The sequence below is a fragment of the Neisseria sp. genome, assembly GCF_030523955.1.
In the GTDB taxonomy this organism is placed as follows: domain Bacteria; phylum Pseudomonadota; class Gammaproteobacteria; order Burkholderiales; family Neisseriaceae; genus Neisseria.
On sequence record NZ_JAUNHL010000024.1, the window covers coordinates 14,057 to 40,088 of the forward strand.

Sequence of the window (26,032 nt, forward strand, 5' to 3'; positions counted from 1 at the left end):
TACCACCTCGACCGCGGCTACGAGCACATCGAAACCAAGCTTGGCCAAGTGGGCGCCAAGATAAAACGCATTTCCTAAATCAATCCGCCGCTGTGGCAATATCAATGCCTGTCTGAAAAAATATTTTTCAGACAGGCATTTTCCCTTTTTGCCGCACCATCAAACGGTAGGACACCTTTGCAAAAAGCCGTTTTAATCCTGAATAGATTTATTTGGTCATACTCGAGCTTGGCCTGAGCGTGACGTATATGTTTAAGGTATTGAAAAGAATTTTGCAAAAGTCCCGGTAGGCAAACACCGTACCTGCGCCTACAATAAGCGCATATTTTTCCATACACTGTTTTTTGCCATGCGCATCCTCCTTGCCGAAGACGACCAAGCCATCGCCCAAGCCGTATGCAGCCTGCTGGGCGCGCAAGGCTATGCCGCCGATCATGTGGCCGACGGCGAAGCGGCGTTAAACGCCTTGTCGCTACAATCCTACGACATCCTGCTGCTCGATTTGGGCCTGCCCTGCCGCGACGGTTTGGCGGTTTTACAAAGCCTTCGCCGCCGGCAGCAAGACTTGCCGGTACTCATCATTACCGCCCGCGATACAGTGGACGACCGCATCGCGGGCCTTGATGCCGGCGCCGACGACTACATCATCAAGCCTTTTGATTTGCAGGAATTGCTGGCGCGCATCCGCGCCGTTTTGCGCCGCCGCAGCGGGCGGGCCGACGCGCTCGTTAGCAATGGCATCCTCACCCTCAACCCGGCCAAGCGCGAAGCCCTGCGCGACGGCAAAATCCAGCGCTTGCCCGCCCGAGAATACGCCCTGCTCGAAACCCTGATGCTGCGCGCCGGCACCATTTTTTCCCGCAGCGATCTGGAAGAAAAGCTCTATGGCTGGAACGAAGAAGTCGAGAGCAACGCGGTGGAATTCCTGATCCACCAATTGCGCAAAAAACTCGGCAGCGATGTGATTAAAAACGTGCGCGGTATCGGCTGGTTTGTTGAAAAAGGTTAAAGCCGCCCCCGCCGCCATGCCTGTCTGAAAGAAAACAATTGCATGAAGCTGTTTGACCTCCGATCTTTGCAAGTACGCATCAGTTTGTACATTAGCTTAGGCTTGCTGCTGTTTGCCACCGCCTCCGGCGTTTTGTCGTTCAACCGCGCCTACCGCGCTGCGCAGGAGCTGCAAGACCGCGAAATGGAAAATCTGGTCAAACTGGTCAACACCGAAGCGGAGGACGTGGTCAGCGAAGCCGATACACAAGCCGCCTCCGATGCCGCGCCCGACGACTTCTCCGAAGCCTCTTCGCCGCTACTCTCCGACGCCGGCATGCTCTCCGACACCCAAATCGCTGAAACCGCCGACGGCCATCTCGACGAATTGTTCGACAACCAACCGATAAGCGGGCAAATCCACCTGCTCGGCGACGGCTTTCACACGTTAAGCGCCCCGAACAACACGGCGCAATGGCGGATTTACCTGCACTCCATCAGCCGCAACAACCGCCTGCTGATCGTGCAATCCAGCCACTACCGCAACACCGTCGCCATACAAAATGCTTGGGAAAGCTTGTGGCCATTGCTGCTGATGATTCCGTTTCTGATACTGGTGTGCAACATCACCGTTTACCGCCTGTTCCGTCCGCTGCACAGACTCACCGAACAAGTTTCCCGCCAAGGTTCGCGCGCGCTCGATCGGCATGCCGATAATGTTCCCAGCGAGCTGCAACCCTTTATCGACACCATACGCAACCAATTCGAAGAACTCGAACAGGCGCACAACCTCAACCGCCGCTTCGTCGCCAACGCCGCCCACCAGATGCGCACCCCGCTCACCGCGCTCACGCTGCAAGCCGAGCAGTTGCACACCGCCGCCACCGAAGAACAGCGCCAAGAAGTGCTCGCCGCCCTGCGCAGCAGCCTGGAGCGCCACAGCCGCCTGCTCAACAGCCTGTTGTCGTTCGCACGCAGCGAAGAGCCTGCCGCAGGCCATTATCTGCCGCTGCCGTTGTCGGATACGCTGATGAGGCTGTTACCCGACATCGTGCTATTGGCCGAGAGCCGCTGCCAAGAATTTACCGTTACCCGGCTAGAACAGGCCACCGCCTCCCTGCCCGAGCGGGATTGGCGGATACTGTGCCAAAACCTGTTGGAAAACGCCTTGAAATACACCCCCGAACACGGCCGCATCGAATTGGCCCTTTATCCCGAGAACCGCAAAGCGGTTTTGCAGATAGATGACAGCGGCAGCGGCATCTCACCGCAGGAATACCAACAGGTATTCACACCGTTTTACCGCAGCAGCGACACCGCAGCAGCGCAAGGCAGCGGACTGGGGCTGGCGATCGTACAAAATCTGGTACGCCGTTACCACGGCGATATCACTCTTTCTGAAAGCCCGTTGGGCGGCTTGCGGGTAATATTGCGACTACCCGCCGCCGAACCGGCAAACCACCGTTAACAAAATTTGGCGCAAATTTGTCGCAAAGCAAACACGCCGCTAAGTAAACGCTAAGTTTCGGCGCTTATGATGCGAAGCATGGAAACCGAATACGGTTTTATCTAAAGCAGCAAGCAAACATTGTTTTAAAAATTCCTTTCCTACCCAACGAGTTAACCATGAAAAAAATCACTTCCGCCATTTTGGCCTCTAGCTTGGCTCTGTTTGCCGCCGCCAGCTTCTCCGCTCCGGCCGCGCAACCGGCAAAACACGAGCATGCTCATTCAGCTCCGGCCGCTAAGAAAGCCGCTGAGGCCAAAGCACCGGCTGCCAAAGCCAAGAAAAAAAGCGCCAACAAAAAAGTGGCGGTAAAGAAAAAACAAAAACCGGCTAAAAAAGCCCCGGCCAAAGCCGCTGTGAAAGCGCCGGCCAAACGCTAAGTTTTACGAAGTTACCTTCTTGCAGCAACCCCCCGAACCCCGATTTCGTTAGCAGCCGAAATCGGGGTTTGGGGTTTTATAACGACACGCCAGCGGGTACACTGTAGCCTTTCTTAAACGGCAAATGCCTGTCTGAAAGTATCCGTCATGACTTTTCCCGTTATCGCCGTTACCAGCGGCGAACCGGCCGGTATCGGCCCCGATATCTGTCTCTCGCTCGCCGGCCACGGCCTGCCTTGCCGCGCCGTTATTCTCGGCGACCTCGGGCTTTTGCAAACGCGCGCCGAAATGCTCGGCCTGCCCGTTACCCTGCATCCTTACCAACCCGGGCAAACACCCCCGCCCGGCAGCTTAGAGGTGTTGCACATCCCGCTCTCCTCCCCCTGCCGGGCAGGCAAACTCAATCCGGCCAATGCCGGCTATGTTTTGCAATTATTGGATACCGCCTACCAAGGCATCCGAGACGGCCGCTTCGCCGGCATGGTTACCGCGCCAGTGCACAAAGGCGTGATTAACGAAGCCGGCGGCCCGTTTTTCAGTGGCCACACCGAATATCTTGCCGATAAATCCGACACGCCCCAAGTGGTGATGATGCTGGCCGGCGGCGGCTTGCGGGTTGCCTTGGTGACCACCCACCTGCCGCTGCGCGAAGTAGCCGATGCGCTTACTTTCGATAAGATTTGCAGCGTCAGCCGCATTCTGCACCACGATTTGCAGCATAAATTCGGCATCGCCGCGCCGCACATTCTGGTGGCCGGCCTCAATCCGCACGCCGGCGAAGGCGGCCACCTTGGCCGCGAAGAAATCGATATCATCGAACCGGCACTTGCCCGCTTGCGCAGCGAAGGCATCGACGTACGCGGCCCCTACCCGGCCGATACCCTGTTCCAGCCCTTTATGCTCCAAGATGCCGATGCGGTATTGGCGATGTATCACGACCAAGGTCTGCCGGTTTTGAAATTCGCCAGCTTCGGCAAGGGCGTCAACATCACCCTCGGCCTGCCGTTTATCCGTACCTCGGTCGACCATGGCACCGCGCTCGATCTGGCCGGCAGCGGCCGCGCCGACCCCGGTAGCCTGAAAGTGGCGTTGGAAACCGCTTTGCAAATGGCGCAGGCCGTATTTCCGGCAAACGCCCAGCAGTAGCCAGCTGCACGCTCCGCACAATGCCTGTCTGAAAGCCTTTTCAGACAGGCATTGTGCTGTTTTTATACGCACAAATCTCGTTTTTGCAAATAAAAATAATTTGCATTTATAAAAATACAAGAAGATAATGTATTCATATTTATTCAACATCTTCCCTGATTTTTATGTTAATCGCATTTCTCATCATGCTGCGCGAAGGCATCGAAGCCGCGCTGATTGTGGGCATTGTAGCGGGCTTTTTGAAACAATCCGGCTACCGCCACCTGATGCCAAAAGTATGGGCCGGCGTAGCGTTGGCCGCCGCCTTGTGCTTCGGAGTCGGCTTTGCCATCCACCGTACCACCGGCGAAATCCCGCAAAAACAGCAAGAATTTGTGGTGGGTCTGATCGGCTTGGTCGCCGTGGGCATGCTCACCTATATGATTTTATGGATGCAAAAAGCCGCGCGTTCCATGAAGCAGCATTTGCAAGACTCGGTACAGGCTGCACTCAACAAGGGCGGCTCAGGCTGGGCACTGGTACTGATGGCCTTTTTGGCGGTGATCCGCGAAGGGTTGGAGAGCGTATTTTTCCTGATAGCGGTATTTGAGCAAAGCCCTTCGCCCGGCATGCCGGTAGGTGCCGTGTTGGGCTTGGCCGCCGCCGCCCTTATCGGTTGGCTGATTTATCAAGGCGGCATGCGCATCAATCTGGCCCGTTTTTTCCGCTGGACCGGCGTGCTGCTGATTTTTATCGCGGCCGGCCTCTTTTCCGGCGCTTTGCGCGCCCTGCATGAAGCGGGGGTGTGGAATGCCGGCCAAACCCTATTGGCCGACTGGTCGAAAATCCTGCATGAAGACAGCCCGCTGGGCGTACTCTTGGGCGGGTTCTTCGGTTATACCGACCATCCCACCGTGAGCGACGTGGTGAGCTACTTGGTTTACCTGATTCCCGTTGTATTCTGGTTTTTACGCGGCAGCAAACCTGCCGGGCACAAAATAACGACTGCTTAAAGGAGTGATTCTCAATGAACAAACTTTCCGCCACCGCCCTTTCCGTATGCCTCGCATTCGGCCTTGCCGCCTGCCAACCTCCGGAAGCCGAAAAACCCGCCGCACCTGCGTCCGGCACCAAAGCCGCCGCCCAAGACGGTAGCTTCAACGTTGCCGTGAACGACGAAAAATGCGACCCCATGGAAATCAGCGTGCCCAGCGGGCAAACCGTGTTCAATATCCAAAACAACAGCAGCCGCAAGCTCGAATGGGAAATCCTCAAAGGCGTGATGGTGGTGGACGAGCGTGAAAACATCGCTCCGGGGCTGACCGATAAAATGACGGTAACCCTGTTGCCCGGCGAATACGAAATGACTTGTGGCCTGTTAACCAACCCGCGTGGCAAACTCACCGTTACCGACAGCGGCTTTAAGGCCACTGCCGACCAAGCCGATATGGCCAAACTGGAAAAACCGTTGGCCGAATATAAGGTTTACGTACAAGGCGAAGCCAAAGAATTGGTTGCGAAAACCGAAGCTTTCGTCAAAGCGGTGAAAGCCGGCGACATCGAAAAAGCCAAATCGCTGTTTGCCTCCACCCGTTATCATTATGAACGCATCGAGCCGATTGCCGAGCTGTTCAACGAGCTTGACCCTGCGATTGACGCACGCGAAGACGACTTCAAAGCCGGCCCGAAAGACCCCGAATTCACCGGTTTCCACCGCATCGAATATGCTTTGTGGATAGAAAAATCCACCGCAGGCGTACAGCAAACCGCCGATAAACTGGATGCCGATGTCAAAAAACTGGCCGCCGAAATCGATGCACTCTCTTTCCCGCCCAATAAGGTGGTCGGCGGCGCCGCCGTTTTGGTGGAAGAAGTGGCCGGCAGCAAAATCAGCGGCGAAGAAGACCGTTACAGCCACACCGATTTGAGCGATTTTCAGGCCAATATCGAAGGCGCGCAAAAAATCGTCGACCTGTTTCGCCCGCTGATTGCCGAGAAAAACCAAGCCTTGCTCGACAAAGTCGATGCTAATTTCAAACAGGTCAATACCATTTTGGCCAAATATAAAACCGCCGACGGTTTCACCACTTACGACAAATTGAGCAAAGCCGACCGCGATGCGCTGCAAGCACCGATTAATGCGCTGGCCGAAGATTTGGCGCAACTGCGCGGCACCCTTGGCCTCAATTAAAACCAACGCACAACGGCTACCGGCACATGCCGGCAGCCGTTATTTCGTTATTTATTGATTCCAATATAGTTAAATCTCTTAACTCTAGGGGCTGTCGACAATTAACCGGCGAAGCGGTTCTTTGAGGCAAAAACCGCGTATGCAAGGCAAAAAGCGCAGCAAGATTGAACATCTTGCGAGCATTTTTAACGCCGCAGACGGGGGATTTTGACCAAAAATACCGCCGTTGCGTTAATTGTCGGCAGACCCTAGGGCTGTTGGCAATCAGCCACGTCATACTTGTAGCAAGCCCAAGTATGACATGCACACTTTTTCTTAAGCTCTGCTTGACTATATTATTTTTCAGACAGGCATTTTCAGGAGCACAATATGTCTGACCAACCGCAAGATTTAAGCAAACGACATCTGTTCAAAACTACGCTGGCCACCGGTGCCGGCTTGGCCATCGGCGCCGCCGGCGGATTTGCGCTGGGCAAAAGCCAAGGACGCAGCGAAGAAAAAAACAATGCCGCCCAACACAGCCGCGAGAGTTATGATTGCTACGGCACACACCAGCAAGGCATCACCACGCCGCACCAGCCGTTTGCCATTATGTGTGCGTTCGACGTATCGGCCGGCAGCACTTCCCAACTGATCAATCTGATGCGCACACTCACCGCCCGCATCGAATTTCTGACCCGCGGCGGCAAGCTGGATGACCGCGATCCCAAATTACCGCCCTCCGGCAGCGGCCTGCTCGGCCCCGTCTTCCAACCCGACGGGCTGACCATCACCGTTTCCGTGGGCAGCAGTCTGTTTGACGAACGCTTCGGCCTGGCCGGCAAAAAGCCCAAACATTTGGTTGAAATGAAACGCTTTCCCAACGACAAACTCAACGCCGAATGGTGCGACGGCGACTTGAGCATCCAGATTTGCGCCTTCACCCCCGAAACCTGTCAAAACGCCTTGCGCGATATTCTCAAAAACACCGCCCAATTCGCCATTATCCGCTGGAGCATCGAAGGTTTCCTGCCGAAAACCGAACCCGGCACCGCCGCACGCAACCTGTTCGGTTTCCGCGACGGCAGCGCCAACCCCGATGTACGAGATGCCAAAATCGCCGATGATGTCTTGTGGACAGGCATAGCTGCCAACAGCTTGGACGAGCCTGCCTGGACAAAAAACGGCAGCTACCAAGCCGTGCGCCTGATCCGCCATTTCGTCGAATTTTGGGACCGCACCCCGCTGCAAGAGCAGGAAACCATTTTCGGCCGTGAAAAATACAGCGGCGCGCCCTTGGGCGGCAAAACCGAAATGGAAACGCCCGATTACAGCAAAGACCCCGACGGCAAAGTGATCCCGAAAGACAGCCACATGCGGCTGGCCAATCCGCAGGATGCCGAATTCAGGAAAAAACACCTGCTCTACCGCCGCCCGTTCGATTATTCACGCGGACTCTCGCGCGCCGGCCAGCTGGATGTGGGGCTGGTTTTCATCTGTTACCAAGCCAACCTGTCCGACGGTTTTATCTTCGTACAGAACCTGCTTAACGGCGAACCGCTGGAAGAATACATCAGCCCTTTCGGCGGCGGTTATTTCTTCACCCTGCCCGGCGTTAAACCGGGCGAATACCTGGGGCAAAGCCTGCTCGGTGCCTGATGCCTGTCTGAAAGCATGCCAAACCAATGCCTGTCTGAAAACCCTTTCAGACAGGCATTCTCGATTTTGCTAAAATAAACCCTTATTTCTATTGATTACGCAACACGAGCCCGCCATGACCAAACCCGCCGTTTCCCCGATGATGCAGCAATATCTCGACATCAAAGCCGGCCATGCCGACAAACTGGTGTTTTACCGCATGGGCGATTTTTACGAGCTGTTTTTCGACGACGCGGTGGAAGCGGCCAAGCTGTTAGACATCACGCTGACCACCCGCGGCCAGCTCAACGGCGAACCGATTAAAATGGCGGGCGTGCCGTTTCACGCCGCCGAGCAATATCTGGCGCGGCTGGTGAAAATGGGCAAAAGCGTGGCGGTTTGCGAGCAGGTGGGCGAAGTGGGCGCGACCAAAGGGCCGGTGGAGCGCAAAGTGGTGCGCATCGTTACCCCCGGCACGCTCACCGATTCGGCCTTTCTCGAAGACAAAGAAACCAACCGCATCGTGGCCGTGTGCGCCGGCAAGAAACACATCGGGCTGGCGTGGGCCTCGCTGCAAAGCGGCGAGTTCAAAGCCAAGCTCACCACCGCCGACAAACTGCCCGACGAGCTGGCGCGTTTGCAGGCCGCCGAAATCCTGCTGCCCGACGGCAAAAACGCGCCCGCCGTTCAGGCGGCCAACATCACGCGGCTCAACCACTGGCAGTTTGCCGCCGATGCCGCCGCCAAACTGTTAACCGACCATTTCGGCTGCCAGGATTTGCGCGGCTTCGGCCTCGATATCGAAGCGCACGCCGAAGCCGTCGGCGCGGCCGGCGCGCTGCTCAACTATATCCGCCTCACCCAAAACCGCCTGCCGCAGCACCTCGACGGCCTCTCGCTCGAAACCGAAAGCCAATACATCGGCATGGACGCCGCCACCCGCCGCAACCTCGAAATCACCCAAACGCTCGCCGGCAAAAAAGCGCCGACGCTGTTTTCGGTGCTCGACGAATGCGCCACCCACATGGGCAGCCGCCTGCTCGCGCTGTGGCTGCACCACCCGCTGCGCAACAGAAGCCACATTCAGGCGCGCCAGCAGGCGGTTTTGGAACTGCAAAACCACTATGCCGATGTACAGGCCTGTCTGAAAAGCGTGGCCGACATCGAACGGATCGCCGCCCGCATCGCCGTGGGCAACGCCCGCCCGCGCGACTTGGCCGCCCTGCGCGACAGCCTGTTGGTGCTGGCCGAAACGCCGGTGCCCGCCGGCGGCAGCGCCTTGCTGCAAACCCTGCAAAACGTGTTCCCCGAAACCCTGCCGACGGCCGAAAAGCTGCAAGCGGCCATCCTGCCCGAGCCTGCCGTGTGGCTGAAAGACGGCGGCGTCATCAACCACGGCTTCCACCCCGAATTGGACGAGTTGCGCCACATCCAAAACCACGGCGACGAATTCCTGCTCGCCCTCGAAGCGCGCGAACGCGAGCGCACCGGCCTATCCACCTTAAAAGTGGAATTCAACCGCGTGCACGGCTTTTATATCGAATTATCCAAAGTGCAGGCCGAGCAGGCGCCCGCCGACTACCAGCGCCGCCAAACCCTGAAAAACGCCGAGCGTTTCATCACCCCCGAATTAAAAACCTTTGAAGACAAAGTGCTCAGCGCGCAAGAACGGGCGCTCGCGCTCGAAAAGCAACTTTACGACGCCCTGCTCAAAGAGCTTCAGACGGCCTTGCCGCAATTGCAGAAAGCCGCCAAAGCCGCCGCCTCGCTCGACGTACTCTCCACCTTCGCCCGCCATGCCGAAGAGCGCGGCTATGTGTGCCCCGAGTTTGCCGACTACCCACTGATTGAAATCAGCAACGGCCGCCATCCCGTGGTCGAGCGGCAGGTGCGCCACTTCACCGCCAACAACACCGGCCTCGACCACAAACACCGCCTGATGCTGCTCACCGGCCCCAATATGGGCGGTAAATCCACCTATATGCGCCAAGTGGCCTTAATCGTGTTGCTGGCGCACACCGGCGCCTTCGTGCCCGCCGACGCCGCCAAAATCGGCCCCATCGATCAGATTTTCACCCGCATCGGCGCCAGCGACGATCTGGCCGGCAACCGCTCCACCTTTATGGTGGAAATGAGCGAAACCGCCTACATCCTGCACCACGCCACCGAACAGTCGCTGGTGCTGATGGACGAAGTCGGCCGCGGCACCTCCACCTTCGACGGCCTCGCGCTGGCGCAGGCCATTGCCGAACACCTTTTGCAGAAAAACAAATCGTTCAGCCTGTTTGCCACCCACTATTTCGAGCTGACCCGCCTGCCCGAAGCGCACGCCACCGCCGTCAATATGCACCTTTCGGCGCTGGAGCAGGGGCAGGACATCGTGTTTCTGCACCACATCGAACCCGGCCCCGCCAGCAAAAGCTACGGCATCGCCGTGGCCAAACTCGCCGGCCTGCCCGCGCGCGCGCTCAAATCCGCCCGCAAACATTTAAACGAACTCGAAGCACAGGCTGCCGCCAACCGCCCGCAGATGGATATTTTCAATATGATGCCGTCTGAAAACGACGGCGGTTTCGACGGCGGAGAAAGTTTTTCAGACGGCCACAACCCTGAAAACAACCCGCCCGCCGAACCCAATCCCGCGCTGGCCATGCTGGCCGACATCCGCCCCGACGAACTCTCGCCGCGCGAGGCTCTGGATATGCTCTACCGTTTGAAAGGGCTGGCGGAACATAGCAGATTTAATTAATTTTCGATACAAGGCAGCAAGCCGCAGACAGTACAAGGCGCAAAGCTCAGAGAGTATTTTTCAGACAGGCCTGTCTGAAAAATACTCTTTGTTCGCTTTTAATTTATCCCTTCATAAATCTTTACAAATATTACGATAAACAGGTAATTTGTCACATTCTTGTCACAAAAGTGCTCGATAATATTTTATAGAATCGGGATTCTGATTCTATAATTCAGGCCTTTCAAAACTATCATAAAAGTTGCCGGTTGCCGTTTTGCCGGATTTCCATTGAATCACAGAGAATTTTCATTAACATGCAATCCCAAAGCTCAACCTCGGCGGGCGGTTCACGCCCCGATTTGGATCAAAAACCCAGTTCTTTGGCCGCTACCGTATTCATCAGCATTTTGGTCGGCGCATTAATCTACATGGCATACAGCCTGCATCAGGATATCGGCCCGTTCGCTGCCGGCGAAAGTACTTGGCTGCCCTATATCCTGCTTGGTGCAGCGCTTTTGATTGCGCTGGGCTTTGAATTTGTCAACGGCTTCCACGACACCGCCAATGCGGTGGCCACCGTGATTTATACCAACTCAATGAAAGCACCCACCGCCGTGGTGTGGTCGGGATTCTGGAATTTTCTGGGCGTATTGTTTTCCAGCGGGCTGGTGGCCTTCGGCATCATCGCCCTGTTGCCGGTGGAACTGATTTTGCAAGTGGGTACCGCCAGCGGCTTTGCCATGGTGTTTGCGCTGCTGCTGGCTGCGATTATCTGGAACCTCGGTACCTGGTTTCTCGGCCTGCCCGCCTCTTCTTCGCATACTCTCATCGGCTCGATTATCGGCGTGGGCGTGGGCAATGCCTTGATACACGGCCGCTCGGCCACCGCCGGCATCGATTGGGCGCAAGTTCAGAAAGTCGGCTTATCGCTGTTTATTTCGCCGCTGTTCGGCTTTGTCTTCGCCGCCTTGCTGCTGCTGTTGGCCAAAAAACTGCTGGCCAAGCGCCCCGAACTGTTTCATGCACCTAAAGACGGCCAACCGCCGCCCTTGTGGGTGCGCTCGCTTTTGATTTTTACCTGTACCGGCGTATCGTTTGCCCACGGCTCCAACGACGGCCAAAAAGGCATGGGCCTGATCATGCTGATTCTGGTCGGCACGCTGCCGATGGTTTACGGTTTGAACCATGCGATTCCGAGCAAAGACGTAGCGCAGTTTGCCGCAATCACCCAAGCAACTTCGCAGGAACTGCGCCAAACCGTAGGGAACGCGCCGATACCCGCTAACAGCCGCCTCGTGTTATCCGACTATGTGCGCTCCAACAAACTCAACGAGCAAGTGGTACCGGCGCTGGCCGACACCATGAGCCAAATCGCCCGACAGGCGCAGGCCGAGCCGGATCTCCAACGCTGGGACGACAAAGTGGTCGGCAATATCCGCAACGATATGTATCTGGCTGCCGAAACCGTGAAAAGACTGGAGAAACAAAATCCCGAATTTGCACCGGAGCCGCTGAAAGAAAACCTGCAAGACTTCCGCCGCGATGTGGACCGTGCGACCAAATTTATTCCGACTTGGGTAAAAGTGATGGTCGCCATCGCACTGGGGCTGGGTACCATGGTGGGTTGGAAGCGTATCGTGATTACCGTAGGCGAGAAAATCGGTAAAACCGAGTTGAGTTACGGCCAAGGCGCCACCGCCGAATTGGTGGCCATGAGCACCATCGCCGCAGCCGACGGCTTGGGCCTGCCGGTATCCACCACCCAAGTATTGTCGTCCGGCGTCGCCGGCACCATGGTGGCCAACAAATCCGGCTTGCAAAAATCCACCGTACGCAGTTTGGCACTGGCTTGGCTGCTCACCTTGCCTGCTTCTATGCTGCTCTCCGGCTTGCTGTTCTGGTTGTTCAACAGCCTGTTTGCTTAAAAACCTTGCCGCCAAACCAAATGCCTGTCTGAAAACTTTTCAGACAGGCATTTTTGCGGCCATCCATTGCTTATCGCCGAGCACTCCACTATAATTGGTTTAAATTTTTAAACATATAAACTTATGGAGCGGCCATGCCACAAGACATTATGGCGTTGATGCGGGAATGTATCCCCGTTTTTACCGTATTAAGCGATGAAAACCGCCATCAAATCCTGCGCTTATTGCTGGAAAACGGCAAAATGAATGTGAACGAAATTACCGAGCGGCTGCATTTGTCGCGCCCGGCCGTCTCACATCATTTGAAAATCATGCTGCAAGCGCAAACGGTTGGCGTGGAGCAAATCGGCAAAGAGCGCTTTTACAGCATCGCCATGCACGATGCTGCCGAAAAATTGAAATTATTGAGCGATCTAATGGCGCAGCACTGTCCGCTTCGGCAGGCGTAATTTTCCCCAATCAGTTTAAATTTTTAAACTCATAAACCAAAATAAGCAAGGATAAATCTATGATATTCCAAACATTCCGCTTTCCAAACGGCCAAACCGCCAAAAACCGCCTGTTCAAATCCGCTATGGAAGAGCAACTCGCCCAAAACCACCAGCCGTCGCAAGCGCTGGTGCGTCTCTATGATGCTTGGGCCAAAGGCGGCGCCGGCGTGTTGGTAACCGGCAATGTGATGGTGGCGGAAAACGGCAAAGGCTCGGCCAACGATGTGGTGTTAACCGACGAGCGCAGTTTGCCCGTGTTAGAACAATGGGCAAAAGCCGGCACGCAAAACGACACTTTGCTGATCATGCAGATCAATCATGCGGGCAAACAGTCGCCCAAGGTTTTGTCGCCCACGCCGGTTGCGCCCAGCGCCGTACCTTTGCAGGGTATGGAAGGCTTTATCAATCCGCCGCGCGCCTTGGAAAACGACGAAATCGAGGTTTTAATCCGCCAATTCGCCCGTGCCGCCGAAATCGCCGATAAAACGGGCTTTTCCGGTGTGCAAATCCACGGCGCACACGGCTATTTGGTGAGCCAGTTTTTATCGCCGCACCATAACCGCCGCACCGATAAATGGGGCGGCAGCCTGGAAAACCGCATGCGCTTTTTGGTAGAGATTTACCAGGCCATCCGCGCGGCGGTGCGGCCTGAATTTTTGGTCGGGCTGAAACTGAATTCGGCAGACTTCCAAAAAGGCGGTTTTGACGAGCACGACAGCATTCAAGTGGTGCAAAAAATGAGCGAACTGGGCATAGATTTCATCGAAATCTCCGGCGGAAATTACGAAAGCCCGGCCATGATGGCGGAAAAAGCCAGCACACAGGCGCGCGAAGCCTTTTTTATCGATTATGCCGAAAAAGCCCGCGCAGTCAGCCAAGTGCCGCTGATTATTACCGGCGGCTTCCGTTCCGAACCGGCGATGAACGATGCATTAAACAGCAAACATTTGGACTTTGTCGGCATCGCCCGCCCGCTGGCGCTGATGCCGGATTTGCCTAACCTAATCAAACAAGGTACTTATCAAACCATTGTCACCCGACGGGCCAAAACCGGCGTGGCCGCCATAGACAACAAACTCGGCGCGGTACTTGAGCTGAACTGGTATGCGGCGCAAATGGCGCTGATTGCTGCCGGCAAACAGCCCAACCCGCAATTATCGGCTTGGAAGGTTTTGTTGAAAACTTTGTGGGAAAACGGCAAGGCCGGCATGAGCACAGGCCGCAGCTGACGGCATTGGCGCTTTATAGCAGATTAACTTAACTTTCGCGAAGGCTCTGCTGCGCCTTAGCTCAAAGAGAACGATTTTGTAAGCCGCTGAAGCGGCAACAGAATCGGTTCCGTACTACTTGTACTGTCTGCGGCTTGCTGCCTTGTATCGAAGTAATTAAATCTGCTATAGCGCCGATACAGCCAATCCGCTTTGAGAAAAAGTGAGGCCTTTGCAAAATTCTTTTCGATACGTTCAAACACGTGCATCAAGCTCAGGCTTGATCCGATCATTTGGTTGTTTTTGAAGAAATAACAGATACTCGGGTCAAGCCCGAGTATGACGGGATATCAACATCCTGCCAAACCAAATGCCTGTCTGAAAAAGTTTTCAGACAGGCATTTGCTTGGTTTCTTTATTCCGCCGCCAGCAAAGAGGTGTCGCCGATGCCTTCGATACGCCAACCGCTCTGATCGTGTACCAGGCGGGAAACGGAAGCGTTTTCCAGGCTGCGGTATTCGATGATGTTGAAGTCGATGCTTTTGAGCAGCGCGGTAATCGCCATGCCGTGCGACACCACCAGCACGCGGCCGGCTTGTCGGCTGCGCGCGGCCACTTCGGCCATGCCGTTTTGCAGGCGGCCGACAAACTGGTTTTCGGTTTCCGCCAATTGCAATTCGTCCAGCGCGGCAACGGTTTCGGCCAAGAGGTGATGATCGGCTTGGCGGTAGGCTTGCAGCCAGGCATCGGTATCGGGCAGGCCCAATGATGCGGTGAGGATTTGGTGCAAACGGCTGCTCAGTTCACCTTCGAAACCGCCGAAGCAGTATTCGCGCAAATCGGGCAGCTGGGTAAGCGCCAATTCGTTTTGGCGGCTGTGTTCCAGAATAATGCGCGCGGTTTCGGCGGCACGCGGGGCGGTACTGGAAAAGGCGGCGTCAAAGCGGATGCCGCGCTCGGCCAGCCCGCGCCCGAGCCGCTCGGCCACACGGCGGCCTTCCGGCGTCAGCGGCGAATCGCTCCAGCCTTGCAGGCGGCCGGTGGTATTGAACACGGTTTTGCCGTGGCGCACGAGGTAAACTTCCAAAGCCATAATTCTTTCCTTGTTTGATTCAATGTTTCAAATGCCTGTCTGAAAGCTTTCAGACAGGCATTTCCAATTATTTTTTCACCAAAAAATACATGCCGGATAAAGTCAGCACGATACCGAGGATTTTGTGCCACGAGAACTGTTCCTGAAAAAACAACAGGCTCACCGGTATCAGCAACAAAGCGGCGGCGCCGTTCACCGCCACGCCCGACCATTGCGCCGAACCGCCGCTCTGGTAGGCCAGCAGAAAGCCCAGCTCGATCATCAGTATGCCCAGCGCCACCAGCCACACCCGCCAATTGGCAGCAAGGCCGGCCGCTTCGGCCAAACAGCGGCATCAACACGATGCTGAGCGCAAAGGCGGCGGCATAGTACAGGCTGAGTATCAGCATGGGGTTGGCCGGCACGCTGTGCAGCGATTTCTGGCCGATGTGGTACACGCTGCTGCCGACGGCGGCCAACAATAAAAACAGCCACATCGTTTTCATCAAGCCGCTTCCCAATAATCGATATAAAGCTGCAACTCGGTTTGGTTGCGCCATTCGTTGGCCACCGGCCGGTAAACAGTGCGGATGCGCTCGGGAATGGTTTCGGTGCACCGCCAGAACATCGCTTCGAATTCGAAACCGTCTTTGCGCAGCCATACTTTTTTGTGGTTCACCCCCATCGGCTGCTGGCGGACAACGGCAAATTCGTCGGTAAAACTCGGCGGCGCAAACCCCTGCCCCCACACCTGCAAAGCCAGGGTTTGCGCGCGCTCCAAGGTAATGTCGGCGGCGGCCAGGCTGCCGTCGGTAACATAGGTTTGCGACAAATCTTCTTCGCGCACCGATTCGCGCACCGCCTGCTCGAAGGCTGTCTGAAAAGCGGCGATATTCTCTTCGCGTATGCTCAAGCCGGCCGCCATGGCGTGGCCGCCGAATTTCAAAATCAGATCGGGATGGCGCTTGGACACCAAGTCCAGCGCATCGCGCAAATGCAGCGCGGGAATCGAACGGCCGGAGCCGCGTACCTCGCCGTTGTCCGCCGGCGCAAAGACGATGGCCGGGCGGTAAAACCGCTCTTTCAGGCGGCTGGCAACAATGCCGACCACGCCCTGATGGAAATCGTCGCGGTAGGCCACCACGGTGGTCTGGCCGGCCGGCAACACTTCGGGGAAGCTGTCGAGCGCGTCTTGCAGCATCGATTGCTCGATTTCGCGCCGCTCGATGTTCAAATCGTTCAACTGGCCGGCCAGCGCTTCGGCGGTTTCGTCGTCTTCCGCCAGCAGGCAGGCAATGCCGAGCGACATATCTTCCAAACGCCCCGCCGCATTGATGCGCGGCCCCAGCGCAAAGCCCATATCGAAGGGCTGCGCCTTGCGCCAGTCGCGCCGCGCCACTTTAAACAAGGCGCGGATACCCGGCCGCATTTTGCCCGAACGCATCCGTTTCAAACCCTGCGACACCAGAATGCGGTTGTTGTAGTCCAGCCCCACCACATCGGCCACCGTACCCAGCGCCACCAAATCGAGCAATTCGCCCAGATTCGGTTCAGGCCTGTCTGAAAACGCACCGCGCGCACGCAATTGGGCACGCAGCGCCATCAATACGTAAAAAACCACCCCTACGCCGGCCAGGCTTTTACTGGCAAAAGTGCAACCGGCTTGGTTGGGGTTCACAATCAAACAGTCGGGTACCTGTTCGGCGGGCAGGTGGTGGTCGGTAACAATCACTTCCAAGCCCAGCACCTGCGCCCGCGCCACACCGGCTAGGCTGGCGATGCCGTTGTCTACCGTCATCAAAATCTGCGCACCTTGCGCCGCCGCCAGTTCCGCCAATTCCGGCGTTAAACCGTAACCGTGCTCGAAGCGGTTGGGTACCAGAAAATCCACCGCCGCTCCCATGCTCCGCAAGCCTGTTACCGCCACCGCGCAGGCCGTGGCACCGTCGGCGTCGTAATCGGCCACAATCAGGATGTTTTCCCGCCGCGCCACTGCATCGGCCAGGCGGCAAGCCGCCTCTTCGCAGCCCTTCAATTCGGTAAACGGTATCAGGCCGGATAATTTATCGGCCAACTGATGCGGCTCGGCCACCGCGCGCGCGGCAAACAGCCGCGCCAAGAGCGGATCGGCACCCGCCGCCATCAACGTGTTGCAGTCATCGGGATTGTAGGATCGGATTTGGATTTTGTTCGACATTCGGTTTCTGAAATTTTAAGAAAATATAGGGATTCGGATAAAGATAAAGAAATCTTGGCAAGGTTTCAGACAGGCATTTTCTCTTATTGTTTACTGTGCCTGTCTGAAAAATCTGCTTATCAAGCGCCGAGTTTGCCTTGGAACACGCGCTGCCGCTTCCAAAACGCACGGCCGGCTTTGGCGGACAATTGCAGGATACCGCCGTCGACGCCGTCGGTAGCCAAAATAAAACGTTTTAAGCGTCCGCTGCGCAACTCTTGCCAAACAGGCATGAAAAAGCGCTCGTCCCACGCTTGCAGCGTTTCCTGATAAGCCCATACATCGCCGGTATGGGCGGCGGTTAATAAATCGTCGAGAAAAATCACGCCGCCATCGGCTCTCTCATCCGCCGCCATCGCGCACCAGGCGGCATAATCGTACGGTGCGTCGGTACGCACGCCCGGATAGGCATCCGCCCATGCGCTGTCGCAGGCCAGCAGTGGCGCATCCGTCAGCGTGCCGGTCAAATCCCGCCACAGCCAAACGCCGTTAATGGCAGGCTGCCCGGCCGCCGTTCGCGCGGTGTTGAGCTCATGATTGTGCAGCCACATCTGGATTTCGGTTTGCGCCGACAGCCAACTGCGGCTGCCCGCACCTTCCGCGCGCATAGTGCCGTCTACCTCGCCCAGCACATTCAGCAAGGACTCCGCCTGCCAATCGGCCTCTTGCGGCAAAACCAGCAGCCACAAATCGGGGCGGTAAGCCAAAAAGCGCCAGCCTATATCGGCATAAAACCGGGTGAGCCCGCCGCACAATTCGGCCGCCTCTTCCGCCGTAATACCGATTTCGCCACCGCCGAGCATACTCATGCGGTGCATCCCCATCTGCTGCCACACCGGGCTGGCAAATACTGCCGGCTGACCATCAGGCAGCGCCAACGCCTGTTTGGCCATCGCCAGCAGGCTGCCCTGCCATAAATAAGCGGCGAAAAACCCGGCGGCCGTTTGCGGCGCAGCACTAAAACGGCCGAACCGCAGCAATTGGTTCAAACCGGGTACGGTCAGTTGCGGCAGGCGGGTTTCGTCGCCCCAATTAAGAGCGGGAACAGCCAAAGTGAGATTCATAACATGCAGAAAACGGGGATCGGAAAGGCCTTTATTTTACGCCATTTCGCGCCCGTCACCGAAAGTTTTTCCGCCGTTTTCGAGCTAGCTGCCTGTATTTATGGTAAAATACTAAAAAAGGTAAAAAATAGAAAACCCTAGTGTCTTCCACCAGGTTCGCCCCGATAATAACGACTGACACCAAAACTTGATAACAAAAAAACAAACCGTGTGCAGTATTTTTCCGCCGGATTGATTGCCCGTTCCGCCGATACTGCCAACGGTTTTTAATGAGAATACAGCGTCGTCCGACGGCGTTTTTAAGATAAATCCTTCCCCGCCGATTTTGCCGGAAATGTGCGTTAACACCCGTTTGCCGGGCAAACTGCGGGCGCTTGATTTAGGACAACAGAACCGTGACGAAACCCACCTCCAACAAAAAATCGCTGCACCGCCCGGTACGCTGGTCGGTGTTGGGCTTTTTATTGCCCGTATCCGCCGTAATGACCGCCTATGCAGTGAACGAACCGCTGCCGCAAAGCCCTTATAAAACCGAGCGTGTTGTACAGGAATTGCCGGCGGTATTCGTGAAAAACGAAACCTTCCAAAGCAGCTACTGGACCGAAGAAACCGTACAGGCCGGCGATAATTTGGCCGATGTATTGGCCCGCTTGAACATACCCAAAGAAAGCATCAAAAGCGCTGCCGCCAAGAGCACCAAACCTTTGCGCCCCGGCCAATCGGTAAGCGTGCGCATCGATTCCACCGGTGATGCCACCGATGTCCAATTTTTCGATGACGACGACAACGGCGAATTGAACCTGCAGGCCATCCAGAAAATCAACGGCAAATGGCAGGCTTCCACTTCCGAAATCTCCATGCAAACCATGCCTACCCTCCGTTCGGTGATCATCCGCACTTCTGCGCAAGGTGCCTTGGCGCAAGCCGGGGTCGGCATTGAATTGCGCGAATCATTGCGTGATATTTTCAGTGATAAATTCGACATCGACTCCCTGAAACCGGGCGACCAAATCCGCCTGTTGTTCAATACCATGTATTTCCGCGGCCAAGAAATGGCCACCGGCGACATCTTGGCCGCCGAAGTGATTAAAAGCGGCAAGGGCTATAAAGCCTATCTGTACAGTACAGGCGATGAAGGCGGCAGCTATTACGATGCCGCAGGCAAACCGTTTAAACAAATGAATGCGTTTAACGTACAACCGGTGGAATACACCCGTATTTCCTCACCTTACGGCACACGCGTGCATCCGGTATTGGGCTACATCAAAATGCACACCGGTATCGACTATGCGGCTCCCGAAGGTACGCCGATTCGCGCACCGGCAGACGGTAACGTTACCTTCCGCGGTTGGAAAGGCGGCTACGGCAACACCGTGATGCTGCAACACACCAACGGCGTGGAAACCCTCTACGGCCACATGAGCGCCTATGCACCAATCGGCAGCAGCGTGAAAGCCGGCGACATCATCGGTTATGTCGGCAGCACCGGCCGCTCTACCGGTCCGCACCTTCACTACGAAGCCCGCATCAACGGCCAGCATGTCAACCCGGCTGCCGTCGCCCTGCCGACCCGCAAAATGGAAAGCATCAATATGGCCAAATTCCGCGGCCAAATGAATCAGGCCGACAGTTCTCTCGCCGCCATCCGTAATCTGTCGGTAACGGTTGCACAGATTGATTAAGATATTTATCTGAAATTAATGTTTTAATTTTATAAACTAAATCCAATGCCTGTCTGAAAAGTTTTCAGACAGGCATTTTTGTTGCACCTCCTGGTTATTCATATTGATTAAAGTCAATTGGTTTGCGTTGGCACCTTTTACATGAAAAATAATTTCTATTCTTAAGGAAATTTTAAGAAAACTCACCCAAAATGAATAAAACAAACATTCGTATATTTATACAGAGAAACAACAAAGAGCGAGGCAATATTGTTTCGCAAAGGTTTCAATTATAAAAAAATGATTATAAAAATAAGTGATGTTTATCATGATTACTCAGGAGCATATACCATGAAATATTATCTGACTTTGATTGCTGCGGCGGTGCTCGGATTAAGCGCGTGTTCGCAAGAGAAAGCGCAAAACGCACCGGCAAACAGCGCTTCTTCAACCGCCGCTGCGCCGGCCTCGGCAGCAGCCGACCACAGCAATGCCTCCGAAGAAGACAAAGCTTTGCTGAAACAGGCACAAAGCCTGTTTCAGCCCTTGCCCAGCCCGCAAGAAATGCAAAAAGCCCATCCGTTTACGCCCGAACAAGTCGCCCTCGGTCATCAATTATGGTTTGATTCGCGCCTTTCGCGCGGTAACACCGTAAGCTGCAACTCTTGCCACAACCTAGCCAGCGCCGGGGTAGACAATACGCCGACCAGCCAGGGGCACAAAGGCCAAATGGGCGGGCGTAATTCACCGACCGTACTGAATGCCGCCCTATTAGGCAGCCAATTCTGGGATGGCCGCGCGGCCACAGTGGAAGAACAGGCCGGCGGCCCCCTGCTTAATCCTGTTGAAATGGCCAATATCGATAAAGCCTCGGTAGCGAAAAAAATCGCCGACATTCCCGAATATCAGGCTCAATTCAAGAAAGCTTATGCCGATAAAGGCGGAGCGGTGAACTTTGAAAACATCACCGACGCCATTGCCGCGTTCGAACGCACGCTGCTCACCCCCTCCAAATGGGACGACTATCTGCGCGGCAACGTCAATGCGCTGACGCCGCAAGAGAAGCAAGGCGTGCGTTCGTTTATCAACAACGGCTGTATCGCCTGCCACCAAGGAGTAAACCTCGGCGGAAACTCTTTCCAGAAATTCGGTTTGGTAAAAGGGCCGTACTGGCAATTCACCGGCAGTAAAAAGCATGACGAAGGCCGCTTTGAGGTAACCAAAGCAGAAAATGATAAATTCGTATTCCGCGTACCCGGCCTGCGCAATGTGGCGTTGACTTCTCCCTACTTCCACGACGGCAGCGTATGGGAGCTGGAAAAAGCCGTTGCCATCATGGGCGAAGCGCAATTGGGCAAACAGCTTCCGCAGTCAGAAGTCGACAACATTTCCGCTTTCCTGAAAACCTTGTCGGGCAAAGTGCCGGAATCCGCCCGTATGCTACCCGAATTACCGCCTTCGGTATCGGCCAACTCACGCCCCGACAATCAATAGCAAGCAGCAAACCCTTTCAGGCTGTCTGAATCCGATCAACCCGACAGCCTGTTTTTTTCCCGGTCTTCACCAACTCGACAGTTTGAAAGCCGCACAGATATAAGGAACCCATGTCATGAAATACTATTTAACCCTGATTGGCGCAGCCATACTCGGCTTAAGCGCCTGTTCGCAAAAAACCGACCAAACTCCGCCGGCCAGCCAATCCGCTTCACCGGCAGCCAGTGCCGCCACACCTGCCGCAACCGCATCCGCACCAGCAGCATCCTCATCCCCTGCCGCATCAAACGCTGCCGCAGGCAACTGCTCCCTAACGGTAGAGGCAAACGACACCATGAAGTACAACACCGGCGAAATTGCCATCAGCAAAGCCTGCAAAAGCTTCGACATCACCCTGAAAAATACCGGTACCCTGCCGAAAACCGCCATGGGGCATGATTTGGTGATTGCAAAAGCCGCCGATGTCGATGCGATCGTGAGCGACGGCGCCTCCGCCGGAGCGAACAATCATTTCTTAAAAGCCGGCGACACACGCGTGCTTGCCCATACTCCGCTGATTGGGCCCGGAGAAGAGGCCGGTATCCGTATCGACCCGGCCCAACTTTCGGCAGGCGATTACGAATTTTTCTGCAGCTTCCCTGGCCATCTGGCCAATATGCGCGGCAAAATCAAGCTGGTAGATTAGCCTCAACCTTAATAAAAAACAGCAAGCGCAGGCCACAAAGCCACCGCCGCTTGCTGTTCTTTTCAGACGGGCATATAGTTATTTATCGATACCACATTAAAACAGCCAACCTACATCCGTAATTCGCAACCGATTCCTATAGCGGATTAACTTAACTTTCGCTACGGCGTTCTGTGCCTTGTATCTAAAATGTGTGAATCCGCTATAGCAAGTGTAGTCTGAATGCTTGCGAAGCGGTTTTTTGAGGAAAAATCCGCAGATGCAAGGCAAAAAGCCCAGCAAGATTGAGCATCTTGCGCGCATTTTATAGCGGGATCGTATCGAAAAATATATTTATTTTTTATAGAAATGCCTGTCTGAAAACTTTCTTTCAGACAGGCATTGTGCTTTCAAAAACGACCCAAGCTTATTCAATCACAATCTTCGGAAAACGCCCGCTGAAGTCTTTGCTTTTATCGGCCACCGCCAGTGCCACGCTGAGGGCGGCTTGTTGGTAGATAGCGGCGATTTGCGGGTGGTTTTGTTGCAGATCCAAAGCGCGGCCGTTGTCCATCGCTTCGCGCACGGGCAGGGCGAGCGGCAGCTGGCCGAGCAGCGGTACGTTCAGTTTTTCGGCCAGGTTGCGGCCACCGTCGCTGCCGAAGATGGCTTCGCTGTGGCCGCATTGCGGGCAGATGTGTACCGACATGTTTTCCAGTACGCCGAAAATCGGGATGTTGACTTTGCGGAACATATCTACGGCTTTGCGCGCATCGATGAGGGCGATGTCTTGCGGGGTGGTGACCACTACCGAGCCGGTAACCGGGATTTTTTGCGACAGGGTGAGTTGGATATCACCGGTGCCGGGCGGCAGGTCGATGAAGAGGTAGTCGACATTGTCCCATTCGCTTTGAAACAGCAGCTGTTGCAGCGCTTGGCTGAGCATCGGGCCGCGCCAGACCACCGCCTGATCGGGATCGACCAGAAAACCGATCGACATCACTTGGATGCCGCCGTCGGCGGTTACCGGCACCAGTTTGCCGCTTGCCTGATCGGGTTTGATGCCGGCCACGCCCAGCATGGTGGGCTGGCTGGGGCCGTATAAGTCGGCATCGAGCACGCCTACGCGCGCACCCATGCGGGCCATTGCCATTGCCAGATTGGCGGTGGTGGTGGATTTGCCGACGCCGCCTTTGCCCGAAGCGATGGCAATGATGTTTTTCACGCCTTGGATGGTGGAAACGCCCGGTTGCACCTGATGGACGGTGATGTCGGCGCGGATGTCGAGGTGTACCGGCAAGGTGTTGCCGGCGGCGCTCAACGCGCTTTGGATGTGTTCGGCCAGTGTTTGGTGAAAACTGCCGATGGGGAAGCCGAATACTAGTGAGAGATGCAGTGCGCCCTCGGCTTCGCGCAGGGTTTTGACGGCTTTTTCGCTGCCCAGTGTGCGGCCGGTGCCGGGAATTTCGATGCGCTCGAGCGCTTGTTGGTAAGTGGTGGGGTTCATGATGTTCTTTCTGATGATGTGCGGCTCCGATTTTATCGGAAAGGGCGGCTTTGGGCTATAATGGCAGGGCTTTTGAATGGTTATTTGAATGGTTTGAACACGAATGAATGCTACCCGCCCTTTGCGTATCCTCGGTATCGATCCCGGCAGCCGCGTAACCGGCTTCGGGGTGATCGATGTGGTGCGGCGCGAGCATGTTTATGTGGCTTCCGGCTGCATCAAAACGCTGCCCAATGATGAATTGGCCGGTCGCATCGGTGTGATTGTCGAGCACATTGCGGAAATCATCGAACAGTACCGGCCGGATGTGGCGGCGGTGGAGCAAGTGTTTGTGAACGTGAATCCGGCGGCTACCCTGATGCTGGGGCAAGCGCGCGGCGCGGCGATGGCGGCGCTGGTGATGCGCGGGTTGCCGGTACACGAATATACCGCTTTGCAGGTCAAACAGGCGGTGGTGGGACAAGGCAAGGCGGCGAAGGAGCAGGTACAGCATATGGTGGTGACCATGCTGGGTTTGTCGGGTACGCCGCAGGCCGATGCGGCCGACGGGCTGGCGGTGGCGCTTACCCACGCACTGCGCAACCACGGCCTGGCCGACCGGATTACCCGCGACGGTTTGTCGGTGAAACGCGGGCGTTTTCATTTTTAAAAATAAACGCAAAGCGACCATGCCTGTCTGAAAAAAGATCGGTTCGTTTTTTCAGACAGGCATAGACTTTTCCGCCGTTTTATTAAATGCAAATCTTGCGCCGGCTTAACCAAGCGGCCTATTGATCAACCGGATACATAAACGAATGATGAATTCTTCCTCTTCCCGCCGACACGCCCGCCCGGTATCGCTGGCACTGCTGCTTTGCGCGGTGATTCTGATGGCTGCCAATCTGCGCTCGCCGCTGGTTGCGTTGGGGCCGGTGGTGCCCTTTATTCAGAATGATCTCGGTGTTTCCGCTTCCTATATCGGCCTGATTGCCGCCGCGCCGATGGCGGTGTTCGCCTTGTTTTCGCCGATGGCGGTGTGGGCGGCGAAAAAATGGGGCATGGCGCAGGTGCTGCCGTGGTCGATGGTGCTGATGATGGCGGGTATTGCGCTGCGGATTAGCGGCTCTTCGGTGAATTTCCTGCTGCTGGGTACGGTGGTGCTCTCGGCGGCCATTGCGGCGGGCAATGTATTGCTGCCGGCTTTGGCCAAACGCAACTTACCGAGCCGCATCGGTTTGGTGGTCGGCACGCTGTCGGCCACGATGTCGGTATCGGCGGCCTTGGCTTCGGCCGTTTCGGTGCCGCTGGCGCAATGGGGCAGCTGGCGGTGGTCGCTCGGTATTTGGTTGCTGACGGCGTTGGCGGCGTTTGTGATTTGGTATGCCTTGCGCAACCGATTGGCGGTACCGCCTGCGTCGGTGGAAACGGCCGGCAGCGGTGTGGCGGTCTGGCGCTCGCCGCAGGCTTGGATGATCAGCGTGTTTATGGGGGTGCAATCGCTGGGGTTTTATTCGCTGGTGAATTTTCTGCCTTCGGTGTTGCAGGCCAAAGGACTCTCGGCGCTGGCGGCGGGCAATTATATGTCGCTGTTTCAGATTTCTTCTTTATTGGGTGTGTTGGCGGTGTCGGCTTGGTTCGGTAAAAGCGGTAACCGTCCGCTATTCAGCGTTGCCGTATCGGCGCTGATGTGTGCCGGTGTGTTAGGCATCTGGATTTCGCCGGCAAATTGGGCGTGGTTGTGGGTAGTGCTGACCGGTATCGGCGGTTCGGGTACGTTTTCGATGGTGCTGATGCTGTTTGCGCTGCGTACTGATAGCAGCAGCGAAGCAGCAGCGCTCTCGGGTATGGCGCAGGCCGTGGGTTATGCCATTGCTATCCTGGGGCCTTTGGGCATGGGAATGCTTTACGATTTTACCGCTTCGTGGTCGGTGCCAATGGGGCTGCTTGGCGCATTATTGGCCGCCGAATGCCTGCTGGCTTGGTGGGTGGCGCAACCGAAAACTTTGTCGGAATATGGTCGTCGACGGGGCTGTTGACACACGCAACGGTGGTTTTTTGAGCTTGAATTGTCAAACTAAGCGCAATAAGGTTGAACACCTTGTAAGCATTTTTAACGTTGCAGATGCGGATTTTAACCCCTTGAATTGTCAAACCAAGCGCAACGTTTTTCGAAACAGCACCTCATAAGCACAT

The 26,032-nt window shown here is 55.8% G+C and carries 22 protein-coding genes; 17 read left to right on the forward strand and 5 right to left on the reverse strand.

Translation table 11 applies throughout. The features are described 5' to 3' along the window. Positions 1 to 349: 349 nt before the first annotated feature. The 11 genes from Q4C79_RS06675 (at position 350) to Q4C79_RS06725 (ending at position 14,183) form a co-directional block, all read left to right on the forward strand. On the forward strand, positions 350 to 1,009 hold the full coding sequence (locus Q4C79_RS06675) for a response regulator (protein WP_303090244.1): 660 nt from the start codon (positions 350 to 352) through the stop codon (positions 1,007 to 1,009). Positions 1,010 to 1,051: 42 nt separating this feature from the next. Then, positions 1,052 to 2,455, forward strand: coding sequence for a sensor histidine kinase KdpD (locus Q4C79_RS06680; RefSeq protein WP_303090245.1), 1,404 nt, complete (start codon positions 1,052 to 1,054; stop codon positions 2,453 to 2,455). A gap of 158 nt (positions 2,456 to 2,613) precedes the next feature. After that, complete coding sequence (locus tag Q4C79_RS06685; RefSeq protein WP_303090246.1) at positions 2,614 to 2,874, forward strand: hypothetical protein; 261 nt, start codon at positions 2,614 to 2,616, stop codon at positions 2,872 to 2,874. Positions 2,875 to 3,021: 147 nt separating this feature from the next. Next, the gene (gene pdxA / locus Q4C79_RS06690; RefSeq protein WP_303090247.1) at positions 3,022 to 4,020 is read left to right on the forward strand and encodes a 4-hydroxythreonine-4-phosphate dehydrogenase PdxA; all 999 of its coding nucleotides are present in this window, start codon (positions 3,022 to 3,024) and stop codon (positions 4,018 to 4,020) included. Between the two features lie 164 nt (positions 4,021 to 4,184). After that, positions 4,185 to 5,012, forward strand: a complete 828-nt coding sequence (gene efeU, locus Q4C79_RS06695; RefSeq protein WP_303090248.1) for an iron uptake transporter permease EfeU — start codon at positions 4,185 to 4,187, stop codon at positions 5,010 to 5,012. A gap of 14 nt (positions 5,013 to 5,026) precedes the next feature. Continuing rightward, positions 5,027 to 6,190 carry an iron uptake system protein EfeO gene (efeO, locus tag Q4C79_RS06700; RefSeq protein ID WP_303090249.1) on the forward strand — a complete coding sequence of 388 codons (1,164 nt, stop codon included), beginning with the start codon at positions 5,027 to 5,029 and terminating at the stop codon, positions 6,188 to 6,190. 369 nt (positions 6,191 to 6,559) lie between these two features. Beyond that, on the forward strand, positions 6,560 to 7,828 hold the full coding sequence (efeB, locus tag Q4C79_RS06705; RefSeq protein ID WP_303090250.1) for an iron uptake transporter deferrochelatase/peroxidase subunit: 1,269 nt from the start codon (positions 6,560 to 6,562) through the stop codon (positions 7,826 to 7,828). Positions 7,829 to 7,943: 115 nt separating this feature from the next. Continuing rightward, positions 7,944 to 10,556 (forward strand): DNA mismatch repair protein MutS, encoded by a 2,613-nt coding sequence (gene mutS / locus Q4C79_RS06710; protein WP_303090251.1) that lies wholly within the window; start codon positions 7,944 to 7,946, stop codon positions 10,554 to 10,556. Positions 10,557 to 10,852: 296 nt separating this feature from the next. Further along, the gene (locus tag Q4C79_RS06715) at positions 10,853 to 12,463 is read left to right on the forward strand and encodes an inorganic phosphate transporter (protein WP_303090252.1); all 1,611 of its coding nucleotides are present in this window, start codon (positions 10,853 to 10,855) and stop codon (positions 12,461 to 12,463) included. A 134-nt stretch (positions 12,464 to 12,597) separates the two neighbouring features. Next, positions 12,598 to 12,912: a helix-turn-helix transcriptional regulator gene (locus tag Q4C79_RS06720; protein WP_303090253.1), complete on the forward strand. Its 315-nt coding sequence runs from the start codon at positions 12,598 to 12,600 to the stop codon at positions 12,910 to 12,912. Positions 12,913 to 12,971: 59 nt separating this feature from the next. Next, a complete protein-coding gene (locus Q4C79_RS06725; protein WP_303090254.1) occupies positions 12,972 to 14,183 on the forward strand; it encodes an NADH:flavin oxidoreductase/NADH oxidase family protein in 1,212 nt (403 codons plus the stop codon). 394 nt (positions 14,184 to 14,577) lie between these two features. Here the strand turns inward: Q4C79_RS06725 and Q4C79_RS06730 are convergent, their stop codons facing one another. Both Q4C79_RS06730 and Q4C79_RS06735 read right to left on the reverse strand, forming a co-directional pair. Continuing rightward, entirely contained in the window at positions 14,578 to 15,255 is a 678-nt protein-coding gene (locus Q4C79_RS06730) for a histidine phosphatase family protein (RefSeq protein ID WP_303090255.1), read from the reverse strand. 67 nt (positions 15,256 to 15,322) lie between these two features. Then, entirely contained in the window at positions 15,323 to 15,535 is a 213-nt protein-coding gene (locus Q4C79_RS06735) for a hypothetical protein (RefSeq protein WP_303090256.1), read from the reverse strand. Here Q4C79_RS06735 and Q4C79_RS06740 point away from each other — a divergent pair. After that, positions 15,522 to 15,719, forward strand: a complete 198-nt coding sequence (locus tag Q4C79_RS06740; RefSeq protein WP_303090257.1) for a hypothetical protein — start codon at positions 15,522 to 15,524, stop codon at positions 15,717 to 15,719. The genes Q4C79_RS06735 and Q4C79_RS06740 overlap by 14 nt on opposite strands. Positions 15,720 to 15,739: 20 nt before the next feature. On the opposite strand, the gene recJ is transcribed toward Q4C79_RS06740, so the two are convergent. Next, entirely contained in the window at positions 15,740 to 17,431 is a 1,692-nt protein-coding gene (recJ, locus tag Q4C79_RS06745; protein ID WP_303090258.1) for a single-stranded-DNA-specific exonuclease RecJ, read from the reverse strand. A gap of 119 nt (positions 17,432 to 17,550) precedes the next feature. Continuing rightward, the gene (locus tag Q4C79_RS06750; RefSeq protein WP_303090259.1) at positions 17,551 to 18,534 is read right to left on the reverse strand and encodes a hypothetical protein; all 984 of its coding nucleotides are present in this window, start codon (positions 18,532 to 18,534) and stop codon (positions 17,551 to 17,553) included. Positions 18,535 to 18,929: 395 nt separating this feature from the next. On the opposite strand from Q4C79_RS06750, the gene Q4C79_RS06755 reads away from it, so the two are divergent. The 3 genes from Q4C79_RS06755 (at position 18,930) to azu (ending at position 22,374) form a co-directional block, all read left to right on the forward strand. Beyond that, entirely contained in the window at positions 18,930 to 20,216 is a 1,287-nt protein-coding gene (locus Q4C79_RS06755) for a M23 family metallopeptidase (protein WP_368492217.1), read from the forward strand. A gap of 330 nt (positions 20,217 to 20,546) precedes the next feature. Next, positions 20,547 to 21,689, forward strand: coding sequence for a cytochrome-c peroxidase (locus Q4C79_RS06760; RefSeq protein ID WP_303090260.1), 1,143 nt, complete (start codon positions 20,547 to 20,549; stop codon positions 21,687 to 21,689). A 115-nt stretch (positions 21,690 to 21,804) separates the two neighbouring features. Beyond that, complete coding sequence (azu, locus tag Q4C79_RS06765) at positions 21,805 to 22,374, forward strand: azurin (protein WP_303090261.1); 570 nt, start codon at positions 21,805 to 21,807, stop codon at positions 22,372 to 22,374. A 406-nt stretch (positions 22,375 to 22,780) separates the two neighbouring features. Here azu and apbC read toward each other — a convergent pair whose 3' ends face one another. Further along, a complete protein-coding gene (gene apbC / locus Q4C79_RS06770; RefSeq protein ID WP_303090262.1) occupies positions 22,781 to 23,860 on the reverse strand; it encodes an iron-sulfur cluster carrier protein ApbC in 1,080 nt (359 codons plus the stop codon). A 103-nt stretch (positions 23,861 to 23,963) separates the two neighbouring features. Between apbC and ruvC the strand changes: the two genes are divergently transcribed. Together ruvC and Q4C79_RS06780 are read left to right on the forward strand one after the other, a co-directional pair. Next, positions 23,964 to 24,509 (forward strand): crossover junction endodeoxyribonuclease RuvC, encoded by a 546-nt coding sequence (gene ruvC / locus Q4C79_RS06775; protein WP_303090263.1) that lies wholly within the window; start codon positions 23,964 to 23,966, stop codon positions 24,507 to 24,509. A 145-nt stretch (positions 24,510 to 24,654) separates the two neighbouring features. Beyond that, positions 24,655 to 25,875 (forward strand): MFS transporter, encoded by a 1,221-nt coding sequence (locus Q4C79_RS06780; protein WP_303090264.1) that lies wholly within the window; start codon positions 24,655 to 24,657, stop codon positions 25,873 to 25,875. Positions 25,876 to 26,032: the final 157 nt, after the last annotated feature.